Here is a 14457-nt window from a genome sequence, read left to right on the forward strand (position 1 = left end):
GATTGACTGCTTGCATCAGCATCGCCTGACGTTTTAAGGTCGGTCCGGACAAGCAGAAACCTGCCGAGACCGACTCGTGGTCAATGCCAATTGGTTTGCCTTGGTCTGGTTACTTGGTACTGCCGAGCAATGTGGCGATATCGCCTTCAGCTTCAATCCAGTCACGTACTGGATCGCTTTTGAACTGGTTTCTTTCGGCGCGATAGTAGGCTGCTTCACCTACCATGCGATAACGTAGTTCATCGCTAACAATCATAGCCTTAGAGCCTTTGGCAACAGGCTTTGCAGTTGCAGATTTGGCCACAGTCGGCTTAATGATTGCTACAGGCTTGACGCTGGCAACAGTTGGTTTGGCCAAGGGTTTCTTGACTACGGGCTTGGCAGCGGCAACGACGGGCTTCACAGCGGCAACGACGGGCTTGGTCGCCATTTTTTTGGGGGTTGCTTTAGTGGTTGTCTCGGCCATGATTATATCCTTTAAAGATGGAAATATTAGTACAAAAAAAAGACTAACTTTTTAATTATACTGTAATAGATCTTCTATAAAGCTTCGTATTTTCTCATTTTGTGATGGCGATCCTGCTTCAGATTATTTATTGCCGAGGGTTGCATGCGTGTCTGATCGTCGTCTCGGTATGCGGCCATGTAATCGGGTCAGTTCTGCAAGGCGTTCAGCGTGCCAAGGCGCCACCTGATGCCAACTGAAGCGCCATTCCCAAGAACCTTCAGCGAGTCCCGGCTGGTTCATGCGACAAGATGAATCAAGGCCGAGTACGTCTTGCATTGGTATGATGGAGAGTGCTGCGACGGAGGATGACGCGGCACGGATCAGATCCCATTCGATGAACTCGCCGCTGATGCCGAGATAGCGGCGAACATAGTCTTGGTCGTGTGCCGTTAGCCCGCTCCACCAGCCCCAAGTGGTATCGTTGTCGTGGGTGCCAGTATAGACGACGGTATTGGCTTCGAAATTGTGAGGCAGATAGAGATTATCGGCTTGTCCGTCAAATGCGAACTGCAGGATCCGCATGCCAGGCAGACCAGCCGCCTCACGCAGGGCAGTAACGCTGTGCGTAATTATGCCGAGATCTTCGGCAATTATTCTCAGAGGACCATGGTTTTTTTCTTGCCGTTTGTCCAGTGCATTTCGCAATGCGGCGAATAGGGCGGCTCCAGGTCCCGCTTTCCACTGGCCATGAATGGCAGTTTTCGCGTTGGCTGGAATTTCCCAGTAAGACTCGAAACCTCTGAAGTGATCGATGCGAACGATATCGCAAAGCGCGAGTGTTCCGCGCACCCGCTCGATCCACCAGCGATAGCCTTCTTTCTCATGTGCCGGCCAGTTGTATAGAGGATTACCCCAGCGTTGTCCGGTTGCGCTGAAGTAGTCGGGCGGCACGCCAGCAACGACGCGTGGCTGCCCTTTATCATCAAGATCAAACAATTCTTGATGCGCCCAAACGTCTGCGCTATGAGGCGAAACAAAAATCGGCATATCGCCGATTAATTCAACACCATGTGTGTTTGCGTAATTCTTTAGCGAAGCCCACTGGCTGTAGAAGCACCATTGGCAGAACCTCCAGAAATTGCATTCGTCGGTGAGTTCTACAGACGCTTCGTGCAGCGCTTTTTGCTTACGTTTGGCCAGTGGTGAAGGCCAGTCCTGCCAAACCTTTCCGTGGCCACCATGGCTTTTGTCCAGTGCCATAAAAAGAGCGTAGTCATCAAGCCAGTCGCTCGCATCTGTACTGAACTCTGAAAAAAGTTTACGCGTGTCACGACGGGCATCAGCGAAAAAACGCTTGGCCGCCAAACGTAGTTTGACCATGCGAAATCGCTGAACGGTCGGGTAATTGACGTGTGTATCCTTGAAGGAAGGGTCGGGAATAATATCAGCATCCGCCAACCAGCCGGCATCGCGCAGTTGAAGCAAATCAATCAGCAACTCATTGCCGGCAAAGGCAGAGGGGCTCATATAGGGTGAGTTGCCTGGGCCAATGCCGCCGAGTGGTAGAACCTGCCAAAGGGTTTGGCCTCCAACTCCCAGCCAGTCGACAAAATGATAAGACGATTGCCCTAAATCGCCCGAACCATACGGGCCGGGAAGCGATGTCGGGTGCAGCAGGATTCCGCTGTGTCGATTAAATGGCATGGTGCTATTCCTGCAATAGTAGTTGCACGCTACGTGCAGCTAACGAACTGGTTTCCTGGCGCAAAAGAAATGCGAAGGGGGCGTCGGCGCTACTGTCGCATAATTGCTTCCAAGTGCCCGGTGGCAGGTGGAAGGTCAGTGTGTTGGCGTCTCGATTGATCAGAACCAGTAGTTTTTTAGACTTCACACTTTTGTCCTCGGACGCAAGAATGAAACCTAGCGCTAATGTGTGCGACGAGTGCCAGTCGTTGCCGTTCATCTCGCGCCCTTCCGGATGCCACCAGACAATATCGCGTAGTCCCTGCTTGTCGGCCTCGCCGGTTAGCCATGAGCATCGGCGAAGTTGTGGGAAGCGCTGCCGCAAACCGATGAGTCCGGCCGTAAAATCAATCAGTTGTGCGTCAGCATTGTTCCAGTCAAGCCAAGTCAAAGCGTTGTCCTGGCAGTAAGCATTATTGTTGCCAGATTGCGTGCGGCCCAACTCATCTCCACCTTGTAGCATCGGGACACCTTGCGCCACAAAAAGTGTGGTCAGCAGCGCACGCTGCAGATGTCGACGTCGTTGCAGGATAGATGGATCGTGGCTCTCGCCTTCTTCACCGCAATTCCAGGAAAGATTGTGACCGTGACCGTCGCGGTTGTTCTCTCCATTGAGTTCATTATGCTTATGCTGATAGCTGACCAGATCTAGCAAAGTGAATCCATCATGTGCGGTAATGAAATTGATGCCGGCTTGCGGCGCACGTCCGCTATGCCGGAATATATTGCTTGATCCAGCCAAGCGTTGAGCCAGTGCAGCCGGCCCGGTTCCACCGGTTAACCAGAAAGCGCGAACATCGTCGCGAAAACGATCATTCCACTCGCCCCAGCCCGGGGGAAATCGACCAAGATGATATCCGTCGGGCCCAAGATCCCAAGGCTCGGCAATCATCTTGACCTGAGCCAGCAATGGATCCTGTCGAATTGCGGCAAGGAAGCCGCTGTCACGGGTGAGCGTAGCAGCCAGATCGAAACGGAAGCCATCGACATGCATTTCGCCAACCCAATAGCGCAGGGAATCCATGACCATCTGCAGAACCCGCGGATGGGCGAGGTTGAGGGTGTTGCCGCATCCGCTGTAGTTCTCGTAATAATCAAGGTGATTGGCCGGCAGACGGTAGTAGCTTGCGTTGTCAATGCCGCGAAATGAAACGGTCGGTCCGGCTTCGTCGGTTTCAGCAGTATGGTTGAAAACAACATCGAGAATAACTTCAATTCCTGCCGCGTGCAGGGAGAGCACCATCGAACGAAATTCAGAAATGACTGACTGACCGCCGGTACGCGCAGCATAGCGCGGCTCAGGTGCAAAAAAGGCGAGTGTGTTATAGCCCCAGTAGTTGGCGCGTTCACTATTTACCAGGCGTTCCTCGTCGAGAAAATAGTGCACTGGCAGGAGATTGACGGCAGTGATGCCGAGGCGCTTGAAATGCTCAAGCATGGGGGGGGACGCCAGTCCGGCATAGGTACCGCGCAGGGCTTCGGGAACATCAGGATGCTGACGTGTAGCCCCCTTGACATGAATCTCGTAAAGCACCGAGTCGGCCCAAGGAATCGCAGGAGACGTATCGTTGCCCCAGTCGAAAACCTCATTCGTAACGCAGGACTTCAAGCAGTTAGTAGCTGATGGAAGTGGGTCGTAGGAAAACCCCTCTGTCAGCTCTCGCGCATAGGGGTCGAGCAGAAGGCGCCGCGGGTCGAAGCGATGGCCAGGTGAGCACGGGCCATGCACGCGGAAGGCATAGCAGAGACCAGGAAATGCACCAGGCAGATAGCCGTGCCATACCTGATCGGAGCATTTGGGTAGTGGAAATGTATGCATCGTACTGCGATCGAATACACACAATTCCACCCGTTCGGCATGTGCCGAAAATAGTGCGAAATTGACTCCCGCACCATCCCAATTTGCCCCGAGCGGCCATGGCCGCCCTTCTTTCAGGCCGGCTTCAAAAGTCAGTGTTCCCATTCGAGAAACACTGTGGCGAGCGGCGGAATAGTGAGCGAGACTGACCATGCATGGCCGTGCGATGGTATCTGCTCGGCATCAACCATGCCCAAGGGGTTGCCGACGTTGCTGCCGCCATAATATTCTGAGTCGGTATTAAGGCGTTCGCGATAGACACCCGGGCCAGGGGCGCCCAGACGGTAGTTGTGACGTACGACGGGGGTGAAGTTACAAACGCAAAGTATCACACGCGAACGGTCCCGGCCTCGGCGGAGAAAAGCGATCACCGAGTTATCGGAATCGTTCGCGGAAATCCACTCAAACCCGGCCGGTTCAAAATCAATTTCGTGCAAGGCCGGTGTGCAGCGATAGAGCCGGTTCAGATCGCTAACTAGACGGCGAACACCTTCGTGTTGTGGGAAATCGAGCAGGCACCAGTCAAGCGAAGTTTGATCATTCCACTCGTTCCACTGACCAAATTCACCGCCCATGAACAGCAGTTTCTTACCGGGATGGCCCCACATGAAACCGTAGAGTGTCCGCAGATTGGCAAATTTCTGCCAATAGTCCCCCGACATTTTGCTGATCAGCGAACCCTTGCCGTGCACCACTTCGTCGTGCGACAGAGGCAAGACAAAATTTTCGGTAAAGGCGTAGAGCAGGCCGAAGGTAAGCTGATTGTGGTGATACCGGCGATGGATCGGTTCGTGCGACATGTAGTCAAGCATGTCGTGCATCCAGCCCATGTTCCACTTGTAGTGAAAGCCCAATCCCCCCATCGAAGGCGGGCGGCTCACTGCTGGCCAGGCCGTTGATTCTTCAGCATAAGTCTCGGCAGCCGGACATTCCTGTCCAAGCGTCTCGTTCATGCGGCGCAGGAAATGAACCGCTTCGATATTTTCGCGGCCACCGTAGATATTGGGTATCCACTCGCCGGCTGAGCGGCTGTAGTCACGGTAGAGCATCGAAGCCACAGCATCGACGCGCAGACCATCCACACCGTAATGCTCGATCCAGAACAGAGCATTTCCGACCAGGTAATTGAATACTTCACGCCGGCCGAAATTGTAAATCAGCGTTCCCCAATCCTGGTGCATGCCTTCACGCGGGTCAGCGTGTTCGTAAAGCGGCCTTCCGTCAAAGCGACTTAGACCGTGCTCATCCGTCGGGAAATGTGCGGGCACCCAATCAATGATGACCTCCAGACCCGCAGTGTGGCAGGCTGATACGAAGTCACAAAAGCCTTGTGGTGAACCAAAGCGTGAGGTTGGTGCGTAAAGGCCGAGCGGTTGGTAACCCCATGAGCCATCAAAGGGGTGTTCAGAAATCGGCAACAGTTCAAGGTGTGTGAAACCAAGATCGACGACGTAGGGAATCAGCGTTTCAGAAATGCGCTGCCAGTCAGGGAAGCCGCCGTCATCTGCTCTTTTCCAGGAGCCGAGGTGGACTTCGTAGATCGATACCGGTGTGTTCAGCTTGCTACCGGCTGCGACTGAGGCGCGTGATGCAATCTGTGGCAATGCGCAGACTATCGAGGCTGTTGAAGGCCGCATTTCAGCAGCAAAGCCATAGGGGTCAGCCTTGAGCGGAAGCACATGACCCTCGTTCGAGCGTATTTCGAATTTGTAGCGTGCCCCTTCCGTAACGCCTGGCAAAAAGAGTTCCCAGACTCCGCATTCACGGCGCAGGCGCATCGGGTGGCGACGGCCATCCCAGGTGTTAAAGTCACCGACGACACTTACACGCTGGGCATCCGGTGCCCAGACGGCGAATGCAGTTCCCTTTACGCCGTCGATTTCCCGCAAATGAGCGCCGAGGCGCTCAAAGGGTCGCAAGTGGGAGCCTTCGGCAAGCAGCCAGACGTCAAGTTCGCCAAGAACGGTGGAGAAACGGTATGGGTCGTCAATCTCCTGTACACCACCCGGCCAGTCAATCCGAAGGCGATAGTCGAAAGGCTTGTTGCGACCGAGAATGGACGCCTCAAAAAAACCAGATGCGCCTCCCAGCGCCTCAATTTTGCGTTGTGTCAGTTCAACCAACATCAATCCACTATCGGTGTCAATGACCGAAACCGAGTTCGCACCAGGCTGCAGGCTACGCAACCAAAGTCTCCCCTTAGCGTCGGCGTGTAGTCCAAGTGCAGCAAATGGGTCGCCATGTTCGCCGAGGCAAAGGGAAGTAACTTCTGTTTTGCTAAGCATGTCAGGCCTTTTTAAGCAGTGAACCCATGTTCCAAGTGTCGACGGCGTAGTCCCGGATGGTGCGGTCGGACGAAAAGGCGCCCATGCCGGCGACGTTGAGAATGGCTTTGCGTTGCCACTCGGATGGCGTCAGATAAAGTTGATCGACTCTGGATTGAGCCTCTATGTAACTCGCATAGTCTGCCAGCAACAGGTAGTGGTCGCCATAATGCACCAGGCTATTGAAAATGTCATGATAGCGTTTACGGTTGCCAGGGGAGAAGAATCCACCATCAAGCTTGTTCAGTGTTTCATTCAGCATTGAATTGTTCTGGTAAATGGATCTCGGATCGTAACCTGTGATGCGGATTGCTTCGACTTCAGGGGTGCTGTTGCCGAAGATAAAAATGTTTTCGGCGCCCACGTTGTCACGGATCTCGATGTTGGCGCCATCTTCGGTTCCAATAGTCAGCGCACCGTTCATCGAAAACTTCATGTTGCCAGTACCGGAAGCCTCGGTTCCGGCTGTGGAAATCTGCTCGGAAAGATCGGCAGCCGGCATGATCAATTCTGCTACCGAAACACCATAATTGGGGACAAATACAACTTTCAGTTTGTCCAGAGTGCGCGGGTCGTTGTTGATTACATTGGCAACATCGTGAATCAGCCGTATCACTTGCTTCGCCATATAGTAGGATGATGCGGCTTTGCCGGCAAAAATCACGCAACGTGGTGCTACGTCGTCGGCAAGTCCGTGCACAATCGCGTTATAGCGGGTGATGACATGGAGCACATTGAGCAGTTGCCGCTTGTATTCGTGAATGCGCTTTACCTGCACATCGAACAGGCTATCCGGATTGAGGATGACCCCAGTCTCACGCTTGATGTAGTCAGCCAGGCGCAACTTGTTGTTGCGTTTGGCGTCAGCAAACGCCGTACGGAAACCTTCATCGGTTGCTAAAGGCTGCAGTTCTTTCAGGCGGTCAAGGTTAATCCGCCAGTTGCTGCCGAGACGCTCGTCAAGCAGGCCTGCCAGTCCTGGGTTGGCCTGTGCCAGCCAGCGGCGCGGGGTGACTCCGTTGGTCTTGTTGTGAAAACGATCCGGGTAGAGTTTCGCAAAATCAGCAAAAATTGTCTGGACCATCAGATCAGAATGCAATTGTGAAACCCCATTGACTCGATGGCTGCCAACGATGCTCAGGTGTGCCATACGAACCCGTTTGTTGTCTTCATGGCCATCGCCGTCATCAATGAGCGAGAGACGTCGAATGAGGTCGATGTCTCCAGGGAAGCGTAGTTCTACCTCGTTCAGGAACTCCTGATTGATACGGTAGATAATACGCATATGGCGCGGTAGAAGATAATGCATCAGGCCTACCGGCCAAGTTTCGAGTGCCTCTGGCATCAGGGTGTGGTTGGTGTAGGAGAATATGCGTGTGCATTGACTCCAGGCATCATCCCACAGCATGCCGTAGTTATCGCACAGCAATCGCATCAATTCGGCTACGCTGATTGCCGGATGGGTATCGTTGAGGTGGATTGCGACCTGATCAGCCAGATTATGCAGGCTGCCGTGCTCCTCAAGGTGATGGAACAAAATATCCTGCAGCGAAGCGGCAACAAAGAAATATTCCTGCCTGAGGCGCAACTCGCGGCCAGCAGGGGTGCTGTCGTTAGGATAAAGAACCCAGGAAATGTTCTCGAACCGGTTTTTGAATTCGGCGGCACGTGCGTAGTCACCGGAGTTGAAAGCATTCAAATCGATGTGAGCCGGTGCGCCTGCTTTCCACAGCCGCAGGGTACTCACCCGCTCAGTGCCGTGACCAGGAATGACATAGTCGTAGGCGCGGGCTTCCACAGCCTCGGCGGGGGTCCATTCTGCCCACTCGCCATGGTGTTCTGCTGTGCCGCCAAAACCAACTGTGAAGTGGGTGCCGGGTCGTGGAAATTCCCAAGGAGTACCGTCGATCAGCCAGGAATCAGGATGTTCGATTTGCCCGCCATTGATGATCGACTGTGCAAACATGCCATACTCATAGCGCATGCCATAGCCCCAGGACGGTAGTTCCAGCGTGGCCATCGAGTCGAGGAAACAGGCCGCCAAGCGACCGAGGCCACCGTTACCGAGCGCGGCATCCGGTTCGCATTCGATGACATCGGTGAGCGATGGGCCGCCGGCAGTTGTGAAAGCCGCCTCTGCACTGTCGCGCAAATCAAGTGCCGAAAGCGCATTGTTCAGTGTGCGACCGATCAAAAACTCCATTGACATGTAGTAGATGCGACGTGTCTTCTTCTTGCGATCAGCCACCTGCGTGTCCACCCAGCGCTGCGCAAGTTGGTCGCGAGCAACTTGCGATAGAGCTTTGTAGAGTTCCTTGGTATTTGCCGTAATGGGTTCTGCTGCAACAGATGTAAGCAACTTGTGGTCTATTTGTGAGCGAAACGCTGCACCATCAACTTCGGATTTTTTTGTATCAGACTTCGTTTTTTTCATGTCGGACATCGGTCAGGTACTCCAGTAAGTTTTCGTGCAACCATCGGCTTTGAACAAATTTAATGCGAGGCCAAGCTGAACCGGTACAGAGGATAGCATTACATAAGTTGGGATAACAGCCAAGTGTGATCTAAAGCGGCTCTTGGCTACGAGACAGCAAAAAGACTTATATCGGTTGAAAATATACGCATGTCATTGGAGATTCAGGCGTCGGCAAACATTCGAGTGCTAGCCATCAAAAACTCCCTGCCAGATATAATTCTCGGATGAAAAAATCATATTATTCTTCGGCATGGTCGGGCGAGAAAGTGTCATCAATGAAAGTTCCGGACGATTATTGTTGGTGTCATGAGCCTTCATTTCGCAAACTAAATAGCTTGTAGTCGAGCTTGGTGCATTCAAGTTCAGCTCAATAAATTACCAGCGGCTTTCAACAGCATCGCGTTTAACATACGACCTGGATTACTTTGAGCATCTAATGTAAAAAAAGTTCATATCAAAGAGGGGAGTGTGATGCGCATATTTTCAGGAACCTGGATGCGCTATTCGGGGGACTTCTGGGGTGGCTTCGCCGCCATGCTTGTAGCATTGCCTGCGGCAGTGGCGTTCGGCGTTACTGTTTATTCAGCGATCAGCCCGCAATATGCGGCGTTCGGTGCGCTGGCCGGCATTCTTGGAGCGACCGCCCTCGGGCTCATTGCGCCTACCTTCGGTGGCACGGATCGCCTCATAAGTGCGCCCTGCGCGCCCGCAGCGGCCGTACTTTCGGCGTTCGCCATACAATTGGTGTCGCAGGGTGTGCAGCCGGTACCCGTGGTGTTGATGATGACCGTTCTCGGCATACTCACCGGTTTGATCCAGATACTCATCGGTTTTCTCGGTATCGGCAAGCTGATAAAATATATTCCTTATCCAGTGGTTAGCGGTTATCTGAGCGGCGTTGGTCTGATCATCATCGGCAGTCAGTTGCCGAAGTTTGCCGGAGCACCAGCAGGTATTTACTGGCTGGAAGTCCTGATAACTCCACATCATTGGGACTGGCGAGGCCTGTCTATCGGCGGTATGACCATTTTGGCAATGCTTGTGGCACCTAAGTTTACCAAGGCGGTGCCGGGAACAATCATCGGAATATTCACTGGTATTTTGACCTATGCCGGTATCGCCAGCACCGACCCTTCGATGCTTCAACTTTCGGGGAATTCCCTGGTTGTCGGTTCGCTCGGTGCGACTAGCGAAGGTTATGTCGAGTTGATCACGAATCGCTGGTATCAGATCGGTGAACTCAAACTCTCGCAGGTGGCGGGTCTTGTCAGCAGTGCGATCACCTTGGCTGCACTGCTCTCGATTGATACGCTGAAAACCTGCGTCGTTCTCGATCAGATGACGCGTACGCGCCATGATCCGAATCGCGAACTGGCGGCACAGGGATTTGCTAACGTCGTGGCTTCAACCATCGGTGGTATGCCGGGTGCCGGAACCATGGGCGCCAGTCTGGTCAATCTGTCGAGTGGCGCCAAGACGAGGATTTCTGGCATCGTCGAAGGGGTGATGGCATTGCTTGTTGCCCTGCTGCTGGGCGCTTTTGTCGCCTGGATTCCTATAGCTACCCTGAGCGGCGTTTTGATCGTGGTCGGTTTACGCATGATCGACACGGATCCACTGCGGTTTTTGGAATCCCGCTCGACCGTGCTGGATTTTTCGGTGGTGCTGGCGGTTATTGGCGTTGCGCTTTTCGTCGGGTTGATTGCGGCTTCGGCGGTGGGCGTTATTCTTTCGATCATCCTTTTCCTGCGTGAGCAGGTGGGTGGCAATGTGGTGCGCCGGAAAAGTTTTGTCGGTCAGCGCTCGTCTACCTGGTACCGACCGGAAGCAGAAATGCAAGTGCTCGAAAAGAAAGGGAATACAGCAGTCATTTTCGAATTGCAGGGCAGCTTGTTTTTTGGCACCACGCATCAGTTCTATCTGACCCTTGAACCTGAGTTGATGACAACCGATTTCCTGATACTTGACATGCAGCGTGTGCAATCGGTCGACGTGACGGCCATTCACATGCTCAAGTTGGTGCGTGATCTGCTGTCCGAGCGTGGCGTTCCGCTATTGCTATCCAGCGTGCGCGAAAGCCTGCCCAACGGCCGTAATCTGCGTGAGTTTCTTGAACTCGCAGGGCTGGTTTCGGATGGAACCGCGGTGATTATCATGCCGACGCTGGAAGCCGCCATTGAATGGGTTGAAGATCGTCTGCTCGGCGATGTTAGTAAGCCGGAAGTCGAGTTGCCGCCACTTGAACTTCACGAGATCGAACTGTTCAAGGGCAGTAAGCCAGATACGCTGACCGATCTCAAAGCCTGCATGGAGATTCGTTCGTACAAGGCCGGAGAAAACATTTACAAGCGCGGTGATTCAGAAGCAGATCTCTACCTCATCCGCCGGGGTGAGGTGCGGATCATGGGCTATGTTGGCGGGAGTTCGCGTTTGTGCCACATCGCCACCTTCGGACGCGGAGAGTTTTTTGGTGGGTTGGCATTTCTTGATCACCAGCCGCGAGGCAACGACGCCATCGCATCCAGAGATTCGGATCTGTATGTGTTGACCCTGGAAAAATTCAACTATCTGGCAGAAGAGCACAAACGAATTGCATTTGTGCTGGTTTCGCAACTCGCCCGTACGCTGGCGATACGCCTTAGGCATACGGATGATGAATTGACATTGCTGCAGGAAAGCTGAAATTTTTTAAGGCCACAAACCCAGTTCGGGCGTGGCCTTTAGTCGAATCAACAACAACTTTTCTGAAAAACGTGCGTTTCGACACAATTTTTCTGTGCAAGTTAGAACCTCTAAAGCAGGCTGTGTTCCTTGATCAGGCCTTCACGGTAGGCGTGCAAAAGGGCTTGAAGTTCATCGATTTGCTCCTGAATTTCGCGTCCCCGGTCGGTGTCGCGTACCCGCATCCTGTCTGGGTGGCCGTGGATGATTTCAGTTTCGGTATCGATATCAAGTTCCTCGGACACGGCTTTTTCCGTTGACTCGAAGGGTTGGTGCGCGGCAAGCAGCAAGCCGCGTGAATTGGAGATCAGGGTGTAGCCAGCAATCCCGGTTTCCCGCTGGTAGGCTTTCGAAAAACCGCCGTCGATGACGATCAGCCTTCCATTGGCCTTGATGGGACGTTCGCCCTTTGCCACCTTGACCGGTACATGGCCGTTGATGATGTGCCCACTATTAGGATTCAGTCCAAACTCTTTCAGTATCTTGCGGGCGCTTTCTTCGGTATCACGGAGGGTGTAATAGGCATTACGCTTTTCGACATGGGTGACCTTGTCGGCAATGAAGTAGCGCTCCAGGGTTGCCATTTTCTCTTTGCCGAACAGCGGAGACTGGGACGCGCACCACAGGAACCACATGGCATCCATGCCGTACTGCTTTTGTTCCAGATTGTCAGTATCGAAATAGCCTTGCCGCGCAAGGCGATCCACCCGGTCGAGAAACTTCTTTCCGCTGAAGGATTTTCCGTCGACGTTGAAGGCCTTGAACTCGCCATCGTCGTTCATGGCGATACAACCGTGATAGAGCAGGTTGCCGTCATGGATGAGGTAGAGACTACCCGTCGAGAATAGGAATCGGACATGCTGCTGGAGCTTGTTGCTGTTGATAAAGGAAAGCCTCAGCTTTTCAATGACAATCTGCTCTTCTGGCGTCAGTACGTCCGGGTTCTTTTCGTCGATGGTCGGGAAGAAGCTGTCAAGCAGCGGGTATTCGATGCCGTTCAGAGTGATGACGCCACGCTGATAGTCAATTTTTTCCAGAAGCAGGCGATCCTGCATCTGATATTGCGCACGCCTCTTGATGACATGGCTTTCAAGTTTGAACTGCATGACCGCCATGGCCTTTTGCATCTGAGCCATTAGCCGGATTTCCTGACTGCTGAACGAGCTGTCAGACGAAACCTTGGGGATGAAACGATCGCAGGGATCGTTCTTGTAGGTTTCGAGGGCAAAGGAGGCGAGAGGCAGCAAACTGATCCCATAACCGTTTTCCAGCGACTCCATGTTTCCATAGCGCAGGCAAATTCTGATGACGTTTGCTATGCAGGCCTCACTGCCTGCGGCCGCACCCATCCACAGAATGTCATGATTTCCCCATTGAATGTCGACTTGGTGGTGATCCATCAGGGTGTCAAGAATGAGATGGGCGCCAGGACCTCGATCATAGATGTCGCCGATGACGTGCAGTCTTTCAACCGCCAATCGCTGAATCAACTCTGCCAGGCTGGTGATGAAGGCCTGCGTGCTGCCGGTTGAGACGATGGTGTCGATCTGGCTCTGGTAGTAGGCCGCCTTGTGCTCGACACCTTCCTGGTCGTACAGCAGTTCTTCGATGGTTTCAGCAACATGCTTCGGCAGAAGATTTCTGACCGTTTCACGCCGATACTTGGCACTCAGCCTGCGGCTGAATTTAACCAGGCGAACCAGGGTCAACCGACTCCATTCTTCCTTGTCCGGGACGCTCTGCAACATCAACGGTGTTTTCAACTCCGGGTAATAGATGAGTGTTGCCATATTCCGCCGCTCGGACTTCGACATGGTATTGCCGAACATTTCGTCGATCTTGCGACAGATTGATCCCGCACCATTGCGCAGGACGTGCTGGAAAGCTTCGTACTCGCCGTGGATGTCGGAAAGAAAGTGTTCAGTGCCCTTGGGAAGTTGGAGTTGGGCTGTGAAGTTGATGATCGCCGTAGATGCCGCCTGGATTGATGGGTATTTTTCTGACAACAGTTTCAGGTATTTCAGTGTGGGCGTTTGCATGATTGTCTTTTCTACGCTAGGGGGAGATGACCAGTCCGTGTTTGGGAAGGCTATTGCAACTGTAAAGGGTAAAGTATTACCGGACGCATAGTCGGTAGTCAAATAATCGTGACGATCAGGGTGTCATAGCGTGTTGATTGCTCTTTGGCAACTTGAACCAAATGGAAAAAGTGCAGCAGCCAAAATACTCCAGTCACAACAATACTATGTGCAAAGAAGAAAGATGTTTGACAATAAACGCGGGAATTTAAATCAGGGGAGGAAGATTCACTCCTCTTTTAAGGTAATGCTCGATCAAACTCTCCATTTGATCGAGCAGCCCATGCTCGCCACCTGTTCGGCCGAGCCATGGCCAGTGGTGGCGATTTGGCGCATGGCTTCGACAAGTTCTCTCCGTGCATCGGCTGCCGCCGGAGAGCGCCCGCTCGAATCCAGTCGGCCGCGGTATTGCAATTCCAGATACTTGTTGAATCCGAAGAAGTCCGGCGTGCATACCGCCTCATAGTCGCGAGCGACGTTCTGGGTCGGGTCGTAAAGATAAGGGAAGGAAAAGCTGAACCTCCTGGCCATCTCCTGCATGTTGGCAAAAGAATCTTCCGGATAGGCGTCCGTGTCGTTGCTCATGATTGCCGCAACACCGAATCCCATCGCCTGCAATTCCACCGCGTCGCGGCAGATGCGGTCGATGATTGCCTTTACGTAAGGGCAATGGTTGCAGATGAACATCAGCAAAAGTCCGTTGGGTCCGCGCAGGGTAGCCAGCGTCTGGTGTTCGCCAAAAGTGTCGCCGAGTTCGAAATCGGGTGCTTTCCAGCCGAAATTGCACAATGGGGTGTTGATAGCCATAG

Annotated in this window: 8 protein-coding genes; 1 reads left to right on the plus strand and 7 read right to left on the minus strand. The window is 53.2% G+C overall.

The annotated features are described in order from the left end of the window. Positions 1-109: 109 nt before the first annotated feature. The 5 genes from ACOYNV_RS00310 to ACOYNV_RS00330 form a co-directional block, all read right to left on the minus strand. Entirely contained in the window at positions 110-466 is a 357-nt protein-coding gene (locus tag ACOYNV_RS00310) for a DUF2934 domain-containing protein (protein ID WP_422897730.1), read from the minus strand. A 123-nt stretch (positions 467-589) separates the two neighbouring features. Next, positions 590-2152, minus strand: a complete 1563-nt coding sequence (gene malQ, locus ACOYNV_RS00315; RefSeq protein WP_422897731.1) for a 4-alpha-glucanotransferase — start codon at positions 2150-2152, stop codon at positions 590-592. Positions 2153-2156: 4 nt separating this feature from the next. Continuing rightward, on the minus strand, positions 2157-4154 hold the full coding sequence (gene glgX, locus ACOYNV_RS00320) for a glycogen debranching protein GlgX (RefSeq protein WP_422897732.1): 1998 nt from the start codon (positions 4152-4154) through the stop codon (positions 2157-2159). Then, positions 4142-6334, minus strand: coding sequence for a 1,4-alpha-glucan branching protein GlgB (gene glgB, locus ACOYNV_RS00325; protein WP_422897733.1), 2193 nt, complete (start codon positions 6332-6334; stop codon positions 4142-4144). Before glgB ends, glgX begins: the two co-directional genes overlap by 13 nt. Position 6335: 1 nt before the next feature. After that, positions 6336-8816: a glycogen/starch/alpha-glucan phosphorylase gene (locus ACOYNV_RS00330; RefSeq protein WP_422897734.1), complete on the minus strand. Its 2481-nt coding sequence runs from the start codon at positions 8814-8816 to the stop codon at positions 6336-6338. Between the two features lie 528 nt (positions 8817-9344). Here ACOYNV_RS00330 and ACOYNV_RS00335 point away from each other — a divergent pair. After that, positions 9345-11531, plus strand: a complete 2187-nt coding sequence (locus tag ACOYNV_RS00335) for a SulP family inorganic anion transporter (protein WP_422897735.1) — start codon at positions 9345-9347, stop codon at positions 11529-11531. A 110-nt stretch (positions 11532-11641) separates the two neighbouring features. On the opposite strand, the gene ACOYNV_RS00340 is transcribed toward ACOYNV_RS00335, so the two are convergent. Next, positions 11642-13609 (minus strand): fructose-1,6-bisphosphatase, encoded by a 1968-nt coding sequence (locus ACOYNV_RS00340; protein WP_422897736.1) that lies wholly within the window; start codon positions 13607-13609, stop codon positions 11642-11644. A 294-nt stretch (positions 13610-13903) separates the two neighbouring features. Further along, positions 13904-14455 carry a thioredoxin family protein gene (locus ACOYNV_RS00345; protein WP_422897737.1) on the minus strand — a complete coding sequence of 184 codons (552 nt, stop codon included), beginning with the start codon at positions 14453-14455 and terminating at the stop codon, positions 13904-13906. Between the last annotated feature and the right edge of the window lie 2 nt (positions 14456-14457).

It is taken from the genome of Propionivibrio sp. (assembly GCF_049316945.1).
Taxonomy (GTDB): domain Bacteria; phylum Pseudomonadota; class Gammaproteobacteria; order Burkholderiales; family Rhodocyclaceae; genus Propionivibrio.

Coding starts and splice junctions, on each gene's coding strand:
- ACOYNV_RS00310 (WP_422897730.1), bottom strand. CDS start 466: ATGGCCGAGACAACCACTAAAGCAACCCCCAAAAAAATGGCGACCAAG.
- malQ (WP_422897731.1), bottom strand. CDS start 2,152: ATGCCATTTAATCGACACAGCGGAATCCTGCTGCACCCGACATCGCTT.
- glgX (WP_422897732.1), bottom strand. CDS start 4,154: ATGGGAACACTGACTTTTGAAGCCGGCCTGAAAGAAGGGCGGCCATGG.
- glgB (WP_422897733.1), bottom strand. CDS start 6,334: ATGCTTAGCAAAACAGAAGTTACTTCCCTTTGCCTCGGCGAACATGGC.
- ACOYNV_RS00330 (WP_422897734.1), bottom strand. CDS start 8,816: ATGTCCGACATGAAAAAAACGAAGTCTGATACAAAAAAATCCGAAGTT.
- ACOYNV_RS00335 (WP_422897735.1), top strand. CDS start 9,345: ATGCGCTATTCGGGGGACTTCTGGGGTGGCTTCGCCGCCATGCTTGTA.
- ACOYNV_RS00340 (WP_422897736.1), bottom strand. CDS start 13,609: ATGCAAACGCCCACACTGAAATACCTGAAACTGTTGTCAGAAAAATAC.
- ACOYNV_RS00345 (WP_422897737.1), bottom strand. CDS start 14,455: ATGGCTATCAACACCCCATTGTGCAATTTCGGCTGGAAAGCACCCGAT.